General features: G+C 72.8%; 17 protein-coding genes. 1 reads left to right on the top strand and 16 read right to left on the bottom strand.

Going from position 1 to position 17,258, the window contains the following annotated elements:
* Positions 1-35: 35 nt before the first annotated feature.
* The 12 genes from coaBC to pyrR all read right to left on the bottom strand — a co-directional run bounded on the left by coaBC (position 36) and on the right by pyrR (position 13,206).
* Positions 36-1,244: a bifunctional phosphopantothenoylcysteine decarboxylase/phosphopantothenate--cysteine ligase CoaBC gene (gene coaBC / locus E1265_RS18405; protein WP_132931394.1), complete on the bottom strand. Its 1,209-nt coding sequence runs from the start codon at positions 1,242-1,244 to the stop codon at positions 36-38.
* A 475-nt stretch (positions 1,245-1,719) separates the two neighbouring features.
* Positions 1,720-1,992: a DNA-directed RNA polymerase subunit omega gene (rpoZ, locus tag E1265_RS18400; RefSeq protein ID WP_132931393.1), complete on the bottom strand. Its 273-nt coding sequence runs from the start codon at positions 1,990-1,992 to the stop codon at positions 1,720-1,722.
* Between the two features lie 55 nt (positions 1,993-2,047).
* Complete coding sequence (gmk, locus tag E1265_RS18395; protein WP_132931392.1) at positions 2,048-2,599, bottom strand: guanylate kinase; 552 nt, start codon at positions 2,597-2,599, stop codon at positions 2,048-2,050.
* A 38-nt stretch (positions 2,600-2,637) separates the two neighbouring features.
* A complete protein-coding gene (locus E1265_RS18390) occupies positions 2,638-2,958 on the bottom strand; it encodes an integration host factor (protein ID WP_132931391.1) in 321 nt (106 codons plus the stop codon).
* A gap of 229 nt (positions 2,959-3,187) precedes the next feature.
* On the bottom strand, positions 3,188-4,045 hold the full coding sequence (gene pyrF, locus E1265_RS18385) for an orotidine-5'-phosphate decarboxylase (protein WP_132931390.1): 858 nt from the start codon (positions 4,043-4,045) through the stop codon (positions 3,188-3,190).
* Positions 4,042-5,178, bottom strand: a complete 1,137-nt coding sequence (locus E1265_RS18380) for a quinone-dependent dihydroorotate dehydrogenase (RefSeq protein ID WP_243740911.1) — start codon at positions 5,176-5,178, stop codon at positions 4,042-4,044. The genes pyrF and E1265_RS18380 overlap by 4 nt, the downstream gene beginning before the upstream one ends.
* Positions 5,175-8,495, bottom strand: a complete 3,321-nt coding sequence (carB, locus tag E1265_RS18375) for a carbamoyl-phosphate synthase large subunit (protein WP_132931389.1) — start codon at positions 8,493-8,495, stop codon at positions 5,175-5,177. The genes E1265_RS18380 and carB overlap by 4 nt, the downstream gene beginning before the upstream one ends.
* On the bottom strand, positions 8,488-9,630 hold the full coding sequence (gene carA, locus E1265_RS18370; protein ID WP_132931388.1) for a glutamine-hydrolyzing carbamoyl-phosphate synthase small subunit: 1,143 nt from the start codon (positions 9,628-9,630) through the stop codon (positions 8,488-8,490). Before carA ends, carB begins: the two co-directional genes overlap by 8 nt.
* On the bottom strand, positions 9,627-10,259 hold the full coding sequence (locus E1265_RS18365) for a hypothetical protein (protein ID WP_132931387.1): 633 nt from the start codon (positions 10,257-10,259) through the stop codon (positions 9,627-9,629). The genes carA and E1265_RS18365 overlap by 4 nt, the downstream gene beginning before the upstream one ends.
* On the bottom strand, positions 10,256-11,554 hold the full coding sequence (locus E1265_RS18360; protein ID WP_132931386.1) for a dihydroorotase: 1,299 nt from the start codon (positions 11,552-11,554) through the stop codon (positions 10,256-10,258). The genes E1265_RS18365 and E1265_RS18360 overlap by 4 nt, the downstream gene beginning before the upstream one ends.
* Positions 11,551-12,540, bottom strand: coding sequence for an aspartate carbamoyltransferase catalytic subunit (locus E1265_RS18355; protein ID WP_132931385.1), 990 nt, complete (start codon positions 12,538-12,540; stop codon positions 11,551-11,553). The genes E1265_RS18360 and E1265_RS18355 overlap by 4 nt, the downstream gene beginning before the upstream one ends.
* Before the next feature lie 87 nt (positions 12,541-12,627).
* Positions 12,628-13,206 carry a bifunctional pyr operon transcriptional regulator/uracil phosphoribosyltransferase PyrR gene (gene pyrR, locus E1265_RS18350; protein WP_132931384.1) on the bottom strand — a complete coding sequence of 193 codons (579 nt, stop codon included), beginning with the start codon at positions 13,204-13,206 and terminating at the stop codon, positions 12,628-12,630.
* 196 nt (positions 13,207-13,402) lie between these two features.
* Between pyrR and bldD the strand changes: the two genes are divergently transcribed.
* Entirely contained in the window at positions 13,403-13,903 is a 501-nt protein-coding gene (gene bldD, locus E1265_RS18345) for a transcriptional regulator BldD (RefSeq protein WP_113685051.1), read from the top strand.
* Between the two features lie 72 nt (positions 13,904-13,975).
* On the opposite strand, the gene nusB is transcribed toward bldD, so the two are convergent.
* The 4 genes from nusB to E1265_RS18325 form a co-directional block, all read right to left on the bottom strand.
* Positions 13,976-14,401 carry a transcription antitermination factor NusB gene (nusB, locus tag E1265_RS18340; RefSeq protein ID WP_132931383.1) on the bottom strand — a complete coding sequence of 142 codons (426 nt, stop codon included), beginning with the start codon at positions 14,399-14,401 and terminating at the stop codon, positions 13,976-13,978.
* Between the two features lie 2 nt (positions 14,402-14,403).
* Entirely contained in the window at positions 14,404-14,970 is a 567-nt protein-coding gene (gene efp, locus E1265_RS18335; RefSeq protein ID WP_132931382.1) for an elongation factor P, read from the bottom strand.
* A 72-nt stretch (positions 14,971-15,042) separates the two neighbouring features.
* A complete protein-coding gene (locus tag E1265_RS18330) occupies positions 15,043-16,155 on the bottom strand; it encodes a M24 family metallopeptidase (RefSeq protein WP_132931381.1) in 1,113 nt (370 codons plus the stop codon).
* A 93-nt stretch (positions 16,156-16,248) separates the two neighbouring features.
* Positions 16,249-16,926 (bottom strand): AAA family ATPase, encoded by a 678-nt coding sequence (locus E1265_RS18325; protein ID WP_132931380.1) that lies wholly within the window; start codon positions 16,924-16,926, stop codon positions 16,249-16,251.
* Between the last annotated feature and the right edge of the window lie 332 nt (positions 16,927-17,258).

Raw genomic sequence — 17,258 nt, 5'->3', positions numbered from 1 at the left:
CCCCTAACCGGGCACGCCTTCGTCGGGCCCCACCCCTACCCCCAGCGCCGCGCCACCACGTCCCAGACGCGGTCGGCCAGCGCCTCCTTGGGGCCGTGCGGCACGGGCGTCTCCGCTCCCCCGGCCTCCAGGATCACCGCCTCGTTCTCCTCGGCGCCGAAGGCGATGCCCTCGCCCACCCGATTGACCACCAGGACGTCGCAGCCCTTGCGCACCAGCTTGGCGCGGCCGTTGGCCAGCACGTCCTCCGTCTCGGCGGCGAAGCCGACGACCAGCTGCCCGGGCCGACGGCCGGCGGCCAGCTCGGCGAGGATGTCCGGGTTGCGGACCAGGGCGATGGGCTCCGGCTCCCGGTCGTCCCGCTTCTTGATCTTCTGGGGGGCGCGGCTGGCCGGCCGGAAGTCGGCGACGGCGGCGGCCATCACCACCGCGTCCGCCTCGGCGGCGGCCTTGACCACCGCCTCCCGGAGCTCCTCCGTGGTGGACACCGGGACCACGGTGACGCCGGCTGGGTCGGGCAGCGCGGTGTTGGCCGCGACCAGGGTGACCGCCGCGCCCCGGGCGGCGGCGGTCCGGGCCAGCGCGTAGCCCTGCTTGCCCGAGGAGCGGTTCCCCAGGTAGCGGACCGGGTCGAGCGGCTCACGGGTGCCCCCGGCGCTGATCACCACCCGGCGGCCGGCCAGGTCGGCGGCCGGCGCGGCGGCGGCGCCGCGCTCCAGCACCCGGCGGCAGTAGGCGAAGATCGCGGCCGGGTCCGGCAGTCGGCCCTTCCCGGTGTCGGCGCCGGTGAGCCGGCCCACGGCGGGCTCGATCACCAGGGCGCCGCGGCGGCGCAGGGTGGCCACGTTCTCCTGGGTGGCGGGGTGCTCCCACATCTCGGTGTGCATGGCGGGCGCGAAGACGACGGGGCAGCGGGCGGTGAGCAGCACGTTGGTCAGCAGGTCGTCGGCGCGGCCGCCGGCGGCGCGGGCCAGCACGTCCGCGGTGGCGGGGGCGATCACCACCAGGTCGGCCCGCTGCCCGATCCTGACGTGCGGCACCTCGTGCACGTCCTCCCAGACCTCGGTGGCCACCGGGGCGCCGGAGAGCGCCGCCCAGGTGGGGGCGCCGACGAAGCGCAGCGCCGAAGCGGTGGGCACCACGGTGACCGAGTGCCCGGACTCGGTGAACAGCCGCAGCAGCTCGGGGACCTTGTAGGCGGCGATGCCGCCACCCACCCCGAGGACGATCTCCGGCCGGCCCATCGCTCGCCCCTTCCCGCGCCGCCGAAGGCGACGGCGCTCCCCTCGTGTTGCTTCTTCCTGGCCGCGTGGCTCCATCCTGCACCACGGCTCTGACAGACGTCGGGCCCGGCGGCCGCGTGGCCGCCGGGCCCGAAGAACACCGAGCGCTTCCGCCGGGACCTAAATCCTGTCCTGTCGATCTTGTCGGATCAGCCCGCGGCGTCAGACGCGGTGCTCCCCCAGACTTCGTCCGGCTGGGGGCGCCCCCTGCACGGAGTGCTCGGGGGGAGTGCCCCCATCCGCCTCGCTCAAGGCCCCCCACGCGGCGGAGCCGCACATCGGCGGCAACGCAGCTCATACGTGGCCGTATGCGCGCGCAGCGCCCGACATGCCCCACGCCGCGGAGAGCGGCATATCGGCGCCGCGCGGCGCGGGGTAACGCGGCGACGTGCCGTAGCTGGCGGCGCGGGCCCGAAGAAGATCACCCGGACAGGGCTTAGTCCGTGGCGCCCTCGACGGCCTCGGAGGTCAGCAGGCCCGCGTTGATCTCGCGCAGCGCGATCGACAGCGGCTTCTCGTGCACATGCGTGTCGACCAGCGGCCCCACGTACTCCAGCAGGCCCTCGCCGAGCTGCGAGTAGTAGGCGTTGATCTGGCGCGCCCGCTTGGCGGCGTAGATCACCAGGCTGTACTTCGAGTCGGTCGCCTCGAGCAGCTCGTCGATCGGCGGGTTGATGATGCCCTCGGGCGTGGTGATGGGAGAGGACACGCTCTGCCTTCCGCTGGGAATCTGGGGAGGCCCCCCTCTTGACAGGTCAGGGCTCTTAACGAATCAAGGCTAGCAGCTCGCTCACGACGTCCTCGACCGAGGTGTTGACCAGGGTGACGTCGAACTCTGGCTCGGCGGCGAGCTCGGTGCGCGCGGCGTCGAGCCGCCGCTCGATGACCTCGGGCGGCTCGGTGCCGCGGCCGGTGAGCCGGCGGACCAACTCCTCCCAGCTGGGCGGCGCGAGGAACACCAGCCGGGCCTCCGGCATGCTCTCCCGGATCTGGCGGGCGCCCTGCAGGTCGATCTCGAGGAGCACGGGGCCGCCCGCCTCGAGCCGATGCAGCACGGCGCGACGCGGGGTCCCGTAGCGGTTGCCGGCGAACTCCGCCCACTCGAGCAGCTCGCCGTTGGCGACCAGCTTGTCGAACTCCTCGTCGTCCACGAAGTAGTACTGGACGCCGTGCCGTTCACCGGGGCGGGGCTTCCGCGTGGTGGCGGACACGGACAGCCACACTTCCGGGTGGGCTTTGCGCAAATGAGCGACGACCGTGCTCTTGCCGACCCCGGAGGGGCCGGAGAGCACGGTCAGTCGCGGACGATCGGTCATGCGGCGATTATCCCGGTTCCCGGAGGGTCGGGAAAATCTCAGCTCTTGGCGCCGAACTCGCGCTCGAGCGCGGCGATCTGGTTGGAGCCGAGCCCACGGACCCGGCGGCTCTCGGAAATGCCGAGCCGCTCCATGATCTGGCGGGCGCGGACCTTGCCGACGCCCGGCATCGACTCGAGCAGTGCGCTGACCTTCATCTTGCCGATGACATCGTTCTCCTGGCCCTGCTTGATGACCTCGTGCAGCGAGGCGCCGGAGTGCTTGAGCCGATTCTTGACCTCGGCGCGCTCCCGGCGAGCCGCGGCGGCCTTCTGAAGCGCGGCTGCGCGCTGTTCAGGGGTAAGGGGCGGAAGAGCCACGCCTACGTCACCTCGGGTATCGAACTGTCGGATACGGAATGGTGAGGAACCTAGTGGCCCCACACCGGCGGAGCAACGAGCAACGCGCTCGAGGCTCCGCTCTCGACGGAGACTAGCGGCCGGCACCGCGATTAGTCAGCGAGAATCGGCAAAAAGTCCAGGTCAGCTAGAGATCCCCCCTCGCATTTCCGACATATCCTTGCACGGTTTGCGGCAACGATGCGCGCGGTCACACTCCGGAGTCGACGAACCGCGCGATATCCGCCGCCTCACGCTCCGACGCGGCACGCAGTGCCGCCGGTTCCGGGCCGTGCTTCAGCACCCCGCGGCTGACGCTGGGCAACACCTGGCCCAGCGTGCCCCCGAAGACCCGGGGCAGATCCGCGGCCGTGGCGCCCTGGGCGCCCACGCCGGGCGCCAACAGCGGCCCGCCGATCGCCAGTTCGGCACCGGTCTCGCCGACGGTGGCGCCGACCACGGCGCCGAACGAGCCCAGCGGGGCGCCGGCGGCCAGCTCGGCCGCGTTCTCCTCGCGCAGCCGGTCGAGGATCCCCTGGGCGACCGTGGGGCCGGCCGCGGTGACCGCGGACTGGACCTCGGCGCCCTCCGGGTTGGAGGTGAGGGCCAGCACGAACACGCCCATGCCGTTCGCCCTGGCGAGGTCGAGGGCCGGGCGCAGCGAGCCGTAGCCCAGGTAGGGGCTCAGGGTGACGGCGTCGGCGGCGAGCGGGGCGCCCTCGGCCAGGTAGGTGGCGGCGTAGGCGGCCATGGTGGAGCCGATGTCGCCACGCTTGGCGTCGAGCAGCACCAGGGCGCCGGCGGAGCGCGCGTCGGCGACGGTCCGCTCGAGCACGGCGACGCCCCGGGAGCCGAAGCGCTCGAAGAAGGCCGACTGCGGCTTGAGCACGGCGACCCGCTCGGCGAGCGCGTCGACGACCGTGCCGGCGAAGCGCTCGAGGCCGGCGATGTCGTCGCCGAGCCCCCAGGCCGCGAGCAGCGAGGGGTGCGGGTCGATGCCCACGCACAGCGGGCCGCGCTCGTCCATGGCCCGGCGCAGCCGGGTGCCGAAGGGCTCGGGGGCGCTCATGTCCTGTCCTCCGTCACGTCGTCGCGGGCGCCTGCGCCGACGGCGTCGGCGAGCGTCGGGTAGGGGCTGGCGGACAGGCGCCTGGCGAGCCCGCGGTGGATGGCGCGGGCCCAGCCCGGGCCGGCGTAGATGAAGCCGGTGTAGCCCTGGACCAGGGTCGCGCCGGCCAGCACCCGCTCCCAGGCGTCCTCGGCGGTCTCGATGCCACCGACGCCGATCAGGGTGACCCGGCCGCCGACGCGGCGGTGCAGCCGCCGCAGCACGGCGAGCGAGCGCTCCTTGAGCGGCGCGCCCGAGAGGCCGCCGGCGCCGAGCGCGGCGACCTCGGCCGCCGGGGTGGCGAGGCCGTCCCTGGCGATGGTGGTGTTGGTGGCGATGATGCCGTCGAGGCCGAGGTCGAGCGCGAGGTCGGCGACGGCGTCCACGTCCTCGTCGGCGAGGTCGGGAGCGATCTTGACCAGCAGCGGGACCCGCCGGTCCTGCACCGCGCGGTCGGCCGCCTCGCGCACGGCGGTCAGCAGCGGACGCAACCGCTCGGTGGCCTGGAGGTCGCGCAGCCCGGGGGTGTTGGGCGAGGAGACGTTGACCACCAGGTAGTCGGCGTGCCGGGCGAGCCGCTCGGTCGAGGTGACGTAGTCGGCGACGGCCTCCGATTCGGGGACCGCCTTGGTCTTGCCGATGTTGACGCCGAGGACCGGCCGGGCCCGCCGGCCGCGCCCGGCGAGCCGGGCGGCGACGGCGGCCGAGCCCTCGTTGTTGAAGCCCATCCGGTTGACCAGGGCCCGGTCGGCCGGCAGCCGGAAGAGCCGGCGCGGCGGATTGCCGGGCTGCGGGCGGCCGGTGACGGTGCCGATCTCAACGTGGTCGAAGCCCAGCATCGCCAGGCCGTCCACGCCCACCGCGTTCTTGTCGAAGCCGGCGGCGAGCCCGAAGGGCCCGGGCATCTCGCGGCCCAGGGCCCGCACCCGCAGGCTGGGGTACGCCGGGGCGTAGACGGCGCGCACGGCGGTGCGCAGCCCTGGCACCCGCGCCGCGAGGCGGATCAGCGCGAAGGCGAGGCCGTGGGCGCGCTCGGGGTCGAGCCGGCGGAGGACGGCGTTGAACAGGAGGCCGTAGGCGGTCACCCCGGTCACCGGTTCCGTGCCTCGACCAGCTGGCTGGCGTGCTCCTGGAGGGCGCGGACGCCGACCTCCCCCCTGGTGAGCGCGTCGATGCCCTGGACGGCCGCGGCCAGTGCCTGGACGGTCGTCAGGCAGGGGATACCGCGGGCGACGGCCGCCGTGCGGATGTCGTAGCCGTCGAGCCGACCGCCGGTGCCGTAGGGGGTGTTGACGATGAGGTCGACCTGGCCCTCGTGGATCAGCTGGACGATGGTGGGCTCGCCGTTCGGCCCCTGGCCCTCGTTCTGCTTGCGCACCACGGTGGCGTGGATGCCGTTCCGCTTGAGCACCTCGGCGGTGCCCGAGGTGGCCAGCAGCTCGAAGCCGTGCTCCACCAGGGCGCGGGCCGGGAAGATCATGGCCCGCTTGTCGCGGTTGGCGACCGAGACGAACGCCCGGCCCTTGGTGGGCAGCGCGCCGTAGGCGCCGGCCTGCGACTTGGCGTAGGCGGTGCCGAAGGCCGAGTCGATGCCCATCACCTCGCCGGTGGACCGCATCTCGGGGCCGAGCACGATGTCCACGCCGCGCCCGTGCACGTCCCGGAAGCGGGACCAGGGCATCACGGCCTCCTTGACGGAGATCGGCGCGTCCAGCGGGAGGGTGCCCCCGTCGCCGCGGGCCGGCAGCATCCCCTCGGCGCGCAGCTCGGCGATGGTGGCGCCGAGCGAGATCCGGGCCGCCGCCTTGGCCAGCGGCACGGCGGTGGCCTTCGAGGTGAAGGGGACGGTGCGGGAGGCGCGCGGGTTGGCCTCGAGCACGTAGAGGATGTCGCCGGCGAGCGCGAACTGGATGTTGATCAGGCCGCGGACGCCGACGCCGGCGGCGATGGCCTCGGTGGAGGCGCGCAGCCGCTTGATGTCGTGGCCGCCCAGGGTGATCGGCGGCAGCGCGCAGGCCGAGTCGCCGGAGTGGATGCCGGCCTCCTCGATGTGCTCCATGACGCCGCCGAGGTAGAGCTCGGTGCCGTCGTAGAGGGCGTCCACGTCGATCTCGATGGCGTCGTCGAGGAAGCGGTCGACGAGCACCGGGTGCTCCGAGATCAGCCCGGCGTGCTGCTCCAGGTACTCGGCGAGGGCGGCCTCGTCGTAGACGATCCGCATGCCGCGGCCGCCGAGCACGTAGCTGGGGCGGACCATCACCGGGTAGCCGATGCCGGCGGCGATGGCCTTGGCCTCGTCGAAGGAGAAGGCGGTCCCGTACTTGGGGGCGGGCAGCCCGGCCTCGGCGAGCACCCGGCCGAACGCGCCTCGCTCCTCGGCCAGGTTGATGGCCTCGGGCGAGGTGCCCACGATGGGCACCCCGTTGTCCTTGAGCGCCTGGGCCAGGCCGAGCGGGGTCTGGCCGCCGAGCTGGACGATGACGCCGGCGACCGGGCCCGCCTGGCTCTCGGCGTGCACGATCTCCAGCACGTCCTCCAGGGTGAGCGGCTCGAAGTAGAGCCGGTCGGAGGTGTCGTAGTCGGTGGAGACGGTCTCGGGGTTGCAGTTGACCATCACGGTGTCGTAGCCGGCGTCGCTCAGCGCGAAGCAGGCGTGGACGCAGGAGTAGTCGAACTCGATGCCCTGGCCGATCCGGTTGGGGCCCGAGCCCAGGATGATCACGGCCGGCCGCTCGCGCGGGGCGACCTCGGTCTCCTCGTCGTAGGAGGAGTAGAGGTACGGGGTGCGGGCGGCGAACTCGGCGGCGCAGGTGTCCACGGTCTTGTAGACCGGGTGCACGCCGAGCGCGTGCCGCACCTCGCGCACCACGTCCTCGCGCAGGCCGCGGATGCCGGCGATCTGGGCGTCGGAGAAGCCGTGCCGCTTGGCGCCGGCCAGCAGCTCGGGGGTGAGCTGCTCGGCGGCGGCCAGCTCGTCGGCGACCTCCTTGATGAGGAAGAGCTGGTCGACGAACCAGGGGTCGATGTGGGTGGACTCGAAGACCTGCTCGGGGGTGGCGCCGGCGCGGATGGCGGCCATCACGGTGGAGAGCCGGCCGTCGGTAGGGACGGCGGCGCGGGCCAGCAGCTCGTCGAGGTCGCCGGCACCGCCGGGGTCGCCGGCGAAGTCGAACTGGGAGCCCTTCTTCTCCACGGAGCGCAGCGCCTTCTGCAGCGCCTCGGTGAAGTTGCGGCCGATGGCCATGGCCTCGCCGACCGACTTCATGGTGGTGGTGAGGGTCGGGTCGGCGGCCGGGAACTTCTCGAACGCGAACCGCGGGACCTTGACCACCACGTAGTCGAGGGTGGGCTCGAAGGAAGCGGGCGTCTCCTCCGTGATGTCGTTGGGGATCTCGTCCAGCGTGTAGCCGATGGCCAGCCGAGCGGCGATCTTCGCGATCGGGAAGCCGGTGGCCTTGGACGCGAGCGCGGAGGAGCGGGAGACCCGGGGGTTCATCTCGATGACGACCACCCGGCCGTCGTCCGGGTTGACGGCGAACTGGATGTTGCAGCCGCCGGTGTCGACGCCGACCTCGCGGATCACGGCGATGCCGATGTCGCGCAGGATCTGGTACTCGCGGTCGGTCAGCGTCATCGCGGGCGCCACGGTGATCGAGTCCCCGGTGTGCACGCCCATCGGGTCGAGGTTCTCGATGGAGCAGACGACCACCACGTTGTCGTTGCGGTCGCGCATCAGCTCGAGCTCGTACTCCTTCCAGCCGAGGATGGACTCCTCGAGGAGCACCTCGGTGGTGGGCGAGAGGGCCAGGCCCTGGCCGGCGATGCGGCGCAGCTCCTCCTCGTCGTGGGCGAAGCCCGAGCCGGCGCCGCCCATGGTGAAGGAGGGCCGGACGACGACCGGGTAGCCGCCGAGCTCCTCGACGCCGGCGAGCACGTCGTCCATGGAGTGGCAGATGACCGAACGCGCCGACTCGCCGTGTCCGATGGTCTCGCGGACGGCCTCGACGACGGCCTTGAACTTGTCGCGGTCCTCGCCCTTGGCGATGGCGTCGACGCTGGCGCCGATCAGCTCGACGCCGTGGGCGGCGAGGGCGCCGGACTCGTGCAGCGCGATCGCGGTGTTGAGCGCCGTCTGGCCGCCGAGGGTCGGCAGCAGGACGTCGGGGCGCTCCTTGGCGATGATCCGCTCGACGAACTCCGGGGTGATCGGCTCGATGTAGGTGGCGTCGGCGATCTCCGGGTCGGTCATGATCGTGGCCGGGTTGGAGTTGACCAGGATGACGCGCAGGCCTTCGGCCTTGAGCACACGGCAGGCCTGGGTGCCCGAGTAGTCGAACTCGGCGGCCTGGCCGATGACGATCGGGCCGGAGCCGATGACCAGGACGGACTGGATATCGGTGCGCTTAGGCACGCTGGCCCTCCATCAGGGAGACGAAGCGGTCGAACAGATAGGCGGCGTCGTGCGGACCCGCCGCCGCTTCGGGGTGGTACTGGACGCTGAAGGCCGGCCGGTCGAGCAGCCGCAGCCCCTCGACGACGTCGTCGTTGAGGCAGACGTGGGAGACCTCGACCCGGCCGTAGGGGGTGTCGGTGACGGCGTCGAGCGGTGCGTCGACGGCGAAGCCGTGGTTGTGCGCGGTCACCTCGACCTTGCCGGTGGTGAGGTCCTTGACCGGCTGGTTGATGCCGCGGTGGCCGTACTTGAGCTTGAAGGTGCCGAAGCCGAGCGCGCGGCCGAGGATCTGGTTGCCGAAGCAGATGCCGAACAGCGGGGTACCGCGCTCCAACACGCCACGCATCAACTTGACCGGGTGGTCGGCGGTCGCCGGGTCGCCAGGGCCGTTGGAGAAGAACACCCCGTCGGGGGCGACGGCGTAGATCTCGTCGAGGGTGGCCGTGACCGGCAGGACGTGCACCTCGATCCCGCGCTCGGCCATCCGGTGCGGGGTCATGCCCTTGATACCGAGGTCGATCGCGGCCACCGTGAGCCGCTTCTCGCCGATGGCCGGCACCACGTAGGGCTCGGTGGTGGCGACCTCGGGCGACAGGTCGGCGCCCGACATCTGCGGCGCGGACCGCACCCTGGCAAGCAGCGTGGCGGTGTCGGCGACGGCCTCGCCGGAGAAGATCCCGGCGCGCATCGCGCCGCGCTCCCGCAGGTGGCGGGTGAGAGCGCGGGTGTCGACGCCGCTGATGCCGACCACGCCCTGGGCGGCGAGCTCCTCGTCGAGCGAGCGCCTGGCCCGCCAGTTGGAGTACCGGCGCGCCGGGTCCCGGACCACGTAGCCGGCGACCCAGATGCGGCGGGACTCCGGGTCCTCGTCGTTGACGCCGGTGTTGCCGATGTGCGGGGCGGTCATCACCACGAGCTGGCGGTGGTACGAGGGGTCGGTCAGGGTCTCCTGGTAGCCGGTCATGCCGGTGGAGAAGACGGCCTCGCCGACGGTCTCGCCCCGCGCTCCGTACGCCTGTCCGCGGAAGGTGCGGCCGTCCTCGAGGACGAGCACGGCCGGTGCCGGGGCGGCGGTGCGGGTGGTGGCGGTCATCGGACGCCTTCCTCTTCGTGCTGAGACTCGTGCTTCGGGTCGTGCTGAACGGGGGCGGGCTCGGCCGGCGAGTAGGTGCCCAGGGCCTCGATCCAGGCGGCGTGCTCGGCGGACCTGTCGGAGCGGAAGCCGGAGTCGAGCAGCCGGTCGCCGTGCTCCCAGGTGATCACCAGCAGCCCGCCCTCGGTGAGGACCTTGCCGGCGATGCCCTTCTCGGGGCGCGCGCCGCGGATCCGGTCGGCCGGGATGAGGAAGTCGACCGCGCCCGGCCTGAGCACCGTCACGCCCTCCTCGGTGAGGGTCAGCTCGGCCCGGCTGCGGGCGCCGAGGCCGTGGGCGGCGATCCGGTCGAGCCACTGCCCGGCGGTCGTGGTGCCGTGGTAGCGGCCGGTCATCCGCAGCCGCTCGGGCCCGGGCTCGGCGGGCGGCGCCGGCAGCTCGGGCAGGTCGCCCTGGAGCGTGGCGCGCCACTTCCAGCCCTCGCGCATCAGCCAGTAGACCAGCGCGACGAACAGCAACAGGCCGACGAGCCAGGCGGCTCGGGCGCCCCAGTCGGTGACTTCCTGTGACCTGCGGACGGTCTCCGCGCCGTCCTCGGTGGTGAGCGCGTAGCGCAGCGCGGCGTTCATACCAGCTTCCCGTCCATGAGCGTTGCCCGGCCCCGCAGGAAGGTGTGCGTCACCCGGCCCGGCAGCTCGCGACCCCGATAGGGGGTGTTGCGGCTGCGGGAGGCGAACGCGGCGGGGTCCACCTCTCCACGGTAGGCGGGGTCGAGGAGGGTGAGGTTGGCGGGCTCGCCCTCGGCCACCGGGCGGCCGTGGCCGGCGAGCCGGCCGATGGTGGCCGGCCGGAAGGACATGCGGTCGGCGACGCCGGCCCAGTCGAGGAGACCGGTGTCCACCATCGTGTGCTGCACCACGGACAGCGCGGTCTCCAGGCCGACCATGCCCATGGCGGCCGCGCCCCACTCGCAGTCCTTGTCCTCGTGCGGGTGCGGCGCGTGGTCGGTGGCCACGCAGTCGATGGTGCCGTCGGCCAGCGCCTCGCGCAGCGCGAGCACGTCCTCCTCGGTGCGCAGCGGCGGGTTGACCTTGAAGACCGGGTCGTAGGAGCGGACCAGTTCGTCGGTGAGCAGCAGGTGGTGCGGGGTGACCTCGGCGGTGACCTGCCAGCCCTTGGACTTCGCCCAGCGCACCAGTTCGACGGAGCCGGCCGTCGAGAGGTGGCAGATGTGGACCCGGGAGCCGACGTGCGCGGCGAGCAGCACGTCGCGGGCGATGATCGCCTCCTCGGCCACCGCCGGCCAGCCGCCGAGGCCGAGCTCGGCCGAGACGGCGCCCTCGTTCATCTGGGCGCCCTCGGTGAGCCTCGGCTCCTGGGCGTGCTGGGCGATCACGCCGTCGAACGCCTTCACGTACTCCAGCGCGCGCCGCATGATCACGGCGTCGTCCACGCACTTGCCGTCGTCGGAGAAGACGACGACGCCGGCCGCCGAGTCGTGCATGGCGCCGAGCTCGGCGAGCTGCCGGCCGCCGAGGCCGACGGTGACGGCGCCAACCGGCTGCACGTCGCAGTAGCCGGACTCCCGGCCCAGGCGCCAGACCTGCTCGACCACGCCAGCGGTGTCGGCGACCGGGAAGGTGTTGGCCATGGCGTGCACGGCGGTGAAGCCGCCGGCGGCCGCCGCCCTGGTGCCGGTGAGCACGGTCTCCGAGTCCTCGCGGCCCGGCTCGCGCAGGTGGGTGTGCAGGTCGACCAGGCCCGGCAGCAGGACGAGCCCGTCGGCCTCGACGACCTCCGCGCCCTCGGCGTCGAGGCCGGCGCCGACGCGGGCGACGGTCTCACCCTCGATCAGCACGTCCTGGGGGGCGCCGCCGAGTACCCTCGCGGCGCGGATCAGGGTGCGCGCGGTGTTCTCGCTCATGCCTGGGTGTTCTCCTCGGTGGTGCGGGCGCTGACGGCGGGCTCGGAGCCGCCGAGCAGCAGGTACAGGACGGCCATCCGGACGCTGACGCCCCCGGACACCTGCTCGACGGCGGTGCAGCGGGGCGAGTCGGCGACCTCGGCGGTGATCTCCATGCCGCGGTTCATGGGGCCGGGGTGCATCACGACGGCGTGCTCGGGCATGCGGCCCATCCGGTCGCCGTCAAGACCGTAGCGGCGGGCGTACTCACGCTCGGTGGGGAAGAAGGCGGCGTTCATCCGCTCGCGCTGGACCCGGAGCATCATCACGGCGTCGGACTTGGGCAGCACCGCGTCCAGGTCGTAGTCGACGGCGCAGGGCCAGCGCTCCACGCCGACCGGCAGCAGGGTGGGCGGGCCGACGACGGTGACCTCGGCGCCGAGCGTGGTGAGCAGCCGGACGTTTGAGCGGGCCACCCGGCTGTGCAGGATGTCGCCGACGATGGTGATCCGGCGGCCCTCCAGGTCAGCGCCCAGGCCGCGGTCCCGGCCGCCGACCAGGCGCCGGCGCAGGGTGAACGCGTCGAGCAGCGCCTGGGTCGGGTGCTCGTGGGTGCCGTCGCCCGCGTTGACGACGCAGCCGCCGATCCAACCGGAGGTGGCGAGCCGGTGTGGGGCGCCGGAGTCGTGGTGCCGGATGACGACGGCGTCGGCGCCCATCGCCTCCAGGGTGAGCGCGGTGTCCTTGAGCGACTCGCCCTTGGAGACCGAGGAGCCCTTGGCGGAGAAGTTGATCACGTCGGCCGAGAGCCGTTTGGCCGCCGCCTCGAAGGAGATCCGGGTGCGGGTGGAGTCCTCGAAGAAGAGGTTGACCACCGTGCGGCCGCGCAGGGTCGGCAGCTTCTTGATCGGCCGGTCCGCGACCCTGGCCAGCTCCTCGGCGGTGTCGAGCACCAGGAGCGCGTCGTCGTGGGAGAGGTCGGTGGCCGAGATGAGGTGACGCTTCATCAGGTGCCTTCCGTGTGGTTCGGGGAAGCGTGCGGGCGCGCCGGCGTGCCGGGGCCCGGGTGGGGCTCGGCTTGGCTGGCTGGCGCGCTAGCGCTCGGCCGCTGGGGCGTGCTCGCGCACGCCGAGGAGCACGCCGTCGCGGCCGTCCTCCTCCTGGAGCAGGACGCGGACGGTCTCGCGCAGCGAGGTCGGGATGTTCTTGCCGACGTAGTCGGCGCGGATCGGCAGCTCACGGTGGCCGCGGTCGACGAGGACGGCGAGCTGCACGGCGCGCGGCCGCCCGATGTCACCCAGGGCGTCGAGCGCGGCCCTGATGGTGCGGCCGGAGAACAGCACGTCGTCCACGAGGACGACGAGGCGGCCGTCGACGCCGTCGCCCGGGATCTCGGTCCTGGCCAGGGCGCGCGCGGGGCGCAGCCGCAGGTCGTCCCGGTACATCGTGATGTCGAGCGAGCCCACGGGGAGCGGGTGCCCGGTGATCTCGCGCAGATTGGCCGCGAGCCGGCGGGCCAGGAAGACACCCCGGGTGGGGATGCCGAGCAGCACCACGTCGTCGGCGCCCTTTGCGCGCTCGACGATCTCGTGGGCGATGCGGGTCAACACCCGCGCGATGTCCGGCGCTTCCAGGACGGAACGGGCCGGAGCAGGGTTGCTCTCGTTGTCCATATGAAGAGGACCTCCTTCCCCGCCTCACGGGACGGGCGTTAAAGGACGTCGGTCGATCCGGGCCGACAATACCAGGAGCTTCGGCACGCTCCGCATCGCCCCAGGTCAGGGGCTACCTTGTCGCCTCGGCTTGACGAGAGATATTACGCTGCGTAACCTCACAGTGAGTTACCAGAAAGCCGTCCCGGGGAGACACATGTCCAGCGAATACGCCAAACAGCTCGGAGCCAAGCTCCGGGCCATCCGCACCCAGCAGGGTCTGTCGCTCCATGGGGTCGAGGAGAAGTCGCAGGGCCGCTGGAAGGCGGTCGTGGTCGGCTCGTACGAGCGGGGCGACCGCGCCGTGACCGTGCAGCGCCTCGCGGAGCTGGCGGACTTCTACGGGGTCCCCGTCCAGGAGCTGCTGCCCGGCTCGACGCCCGGTGGCGCCGCCGAGCCGCCGCCGAAGCTCGTGCTCGACCTGGAGCGCCTCGCGCACGTGCCGAGTGAGAAGGCCGGCCCGCTCCAGCGCTACACGGCCACCATCCAGAGCCAGCGCGGCGACTACAACGGCAAGGTGCTCTCGATCCGCCAGGACGACCTGCGCACCCTGGCCGTGATCTACGACCAGTCGCCCTCGGTCCTCACCGAGCAGCTGATCAGCTGGGGCGTGCTCGGCGCGGACGCCCGCCGCGCGGTGCAGGCGGAGGAGAGCTGAGACGGCGGCGGGCCTGGCCATTCGGCCGGGCCCGCCGCCGTCGCGGCCCGTTCCGGGCCCCGCGCTCCCCCGCTAGCGGCGGAGGGAGGGCTTGAGATCCTTCAGGCGGCCGAGCAGGCCGTTGACGAAGGGCGGGGAGTCGTCCGTGGAGAACTCCCTGGCCAGCTGCACGGCCTCGTCGAGCACCACCGCGTCGGGCGTGCCGTCCTGCCATATCAGCTCGAAGGCGGCGAGACGCAGGATGTTGCGGTCGACGCCCGGCATCCGGTCCAGCGTCCAGCCGACCGAGTACTGGGCGATCAGCTCGTCGATCCGCTCGGCGCGGGCCGCGTAGCCCTCGACCAGTTCGCGGGTGTACTCGCTGACCGGCGGCTGCCGGTCGTCGGTCTTGCCGATCTCGACCCAGCTGGCCATCACGTCGAGCGGCGGCACACCCCGCTGGTCGGCCTCGAAGAGGATCTGCAGGGCACGCTTGCGAGCCTTGCTGCGGGCAGACACGGTTAGTTGTTCACCCGGCCAAGGTATTCGCCGGAGCGGGTGTCGACCTTGATCTTCTCACCGGTGGTGATGAACAGCGGGACGCCGATCTCGTACCCGGTCTCCAGACGCGCGGGCTTGGTGCCACCGGTGGAGCGGTCTCCCTGGACGCCCGGCTCGGTGTACTCGACCACCAGCTCGACGGCGGCCGGCAGCTCGATGAAGAGCGGGTTCTCCTCGTAGATCGCGACGGTGCAGTCCTGCCCCTCGAGCAGGTAGTTCGCCGCGTCGCCCACGGTCTCCGGGTTGACGTAGAGCTGGTCGTACGTCTCGGTGTCCATGAAGACGAAGTCGGCGCCGTCCTTGAAGGAGAACTGCATTCCCCGCCGGTCGACGGTGGCCGTCTCGACCTTGGTGCCGGCGTTGAAGGTCTTGTCGACCACCTTGCCGGAGAGCACGTTCTTCAGCTTGGTGCGGACGAAGGCGCCGCCCTTACCGGGCTTGACGTGCTGGAACTCGACAACGGACCACAGCTGGCCCCCTTCCAGCTTGAGCACCATGCCGTTCTTGAGGTCGTTCGTGGTGGCCACGGTCGCGGAATCTCCTAGGGACTGCTGCGTGAAGGTGACCGCGGTCCCCCCGCTCACCGGCCCCCCGCGGGGTCACAGGGCGAGGAGCTCCTTGGTCGTGATGGTGAGTAGCTCCGGTCCGCCGTCCGCCGGGGAGCGGACGACGAGCGTGTCGTCGATCCGGACACCGCCCCGGCCCGGTAGATGGACCCCCGGCTCGACGGTGACCGGCACACAGGGGCCAAGTCTACCCATGGCCGCGGGAGACAGCCGAGGGTCCTCCCCAATCTCGAGCCCCACCCCGTGCCCGGTCACCGGGCCGAGCGCCCTGCCGTGCCCGGCCGCCGAGAGCACCTCGCGCGCCGCGCGGTCCACCTCCCGGTACTCGGCGCCGGGCGTCAGCGCCTCCCTGGCCGCCCGCTGGGCCGCGAAGACCACGTCGTAGAGCTCGATCTGCCAGTCGGCCGGGCTGGTGCCGATGACGAAGGTCCGGCCGATCTGGCAGCGGTAGCCGCGGAACCTGGCGCCGAGCCGAACGGTGAGGAAGTCGCCCTCCTCCACCCTGCGGTCGGTCGGCCGGTGCCCGGCGAGGCCGGAGTGGCTGCCGGTGGCCACGGAGGTCGGGAACGCCGGGCCGTCCGCGCCGTGGTCCACCAGTCGGCGCTCGAGCTCGAGCGCCAGATGACGCTCGGTGCGGCCCACCAGGATCGACTCGAGGAGTTCGCCGAGCGCCCGGTCGGTGATCTCGGCCGCCACCCGCAGGGCCGCGATCTCGTCCTCGTCCTTGACCAGCCGCTGCCGCTCCACCGCACAGTCGAGGTCGGTGAACACGGCGCCCGGCGCGGCCCGGGTCAGGGCCCGGTGCCTGGCCACCGTCAGGTGGTGCTCCTCCACGGCCACCGCCCGCGCGCCCCCCTCCGCGGCCGCGACGACCGCGGCGAGCGCCGGATCGGCGTCGCCGTCGAGCGGGGTGACGCGCAGGCTCTCCTCGTCGTGCGGACGGGGCCCCACCGGCTCCTCGGCCGGGTCCCAGTGGCCGAACAGCACATCCCCGCCGTCGTGCCCGACGAGCAGCACGGCGTCGGCCGGGGCCGGGCCCACGAGATAGCGCACGTTGGACGGCCGGGAGACGACGGCGGCCACGTCGCCCGCCGACGAAGCGTGGGCACGGAGCCGTGAGCGCCGGCCCGCGTGAACCTCGGACATGGACCGAGCCTACGCAGCGCCGGGGATTCCGGCCTTCTCAGCGGGGCCGGACGAGCGTGAGCCCGAACACCCCTACGGGTGATTGGCCGGAAGTCACCACTGCGGCGGCGTGCTGAGGCTGCGGGCCACCGCGTCGTCCAGCATGTGGGCGGTGGTGGCGACGTCGTGGCGCGAGTTGTCGATGATCGGCAGCCCCGAGCCGTACCAGCCGGCCATCCGGCCGTGAATGGTGGCCACCTCCTCGTCCGAGAGGCGGCGGGTGCCCGTGCGGGCCGCGTTGCGCTCCAGCACGATGTCAAGGCCGGGCAGCAGCACGATCGGGATGAGCCCCGGGCCCACGTGGCGCTTCCAGCCACCGAGCCCCACGGCCGGCCGGTCGGGGAAGACCGCGTCGTCCAGGATGCAGGAGATGCCGTTGGCCAGGAAGTTGCGCGCGGCGAAGCCGCAGGTGCGCCGGGCCAGCCGGTACTGCGCCTCGGAGCGGTCGTCCCAGCCGGAGCGCGGGTCGGCGAAGCCGGAGCGCACCCACTCCCGCACGTCGTCCAGGCTGATGTGCGCGGTCGGCACCGGACGCCGCTCCGCCCAGTACCTGGCCACTGTCGTCTTGCCGGCCCCGGCCGGTCCGATCAGCAGCACCGCGACGCCCACGTGGCTGATGTCCGGCGGTGCGGCGCCCGCCACGGGGGCCGGAGCCGGCACCATGGCGCCGGGCGGCAGCTGGACGTACCCGGTCGTCCCGCCGTCCGGCGGGGCGGGGGGTGGCACGGGCATCCCACCGGGCTGTTGCATCCGCTCCCCACCTATGTCAGTCGTCGTCATCTTCGCGGTCCCGAGCGGCGCGGCCTGCCGGCCTGAGCGGTCCGAAGGCCCGACGCCGCCCTCCCTGCGGGCAGCATATCCGCCACCATCCCCCGAATGGACGAACCACCCGCACCTGGCAGTGCCAGCAGGCACCTGGCGGCGCGACCGCCGAGCAGGGCGCGGCTGGAACGCGTTCGGAGTAACACGGGACGAACCGTGGGCGGGAGAGCACGCGTCGGGGCGGCACGCCACCCCGGCCAGACCGCGGTGCCGGTGCTGGCTCGCCACGCGTTGGCGGATGC

This window comes from Streptomyces sp. 8K308, assembly GCF_004348315.1.
GTDB lineage: Bacteria > Actinomycetota > Actinomycetes > Streptomycetales > Streptomycetaceae > Streptomyces.
This window is presented reverse-complemented; position numbering and strand designations above follow the sequence as displayed.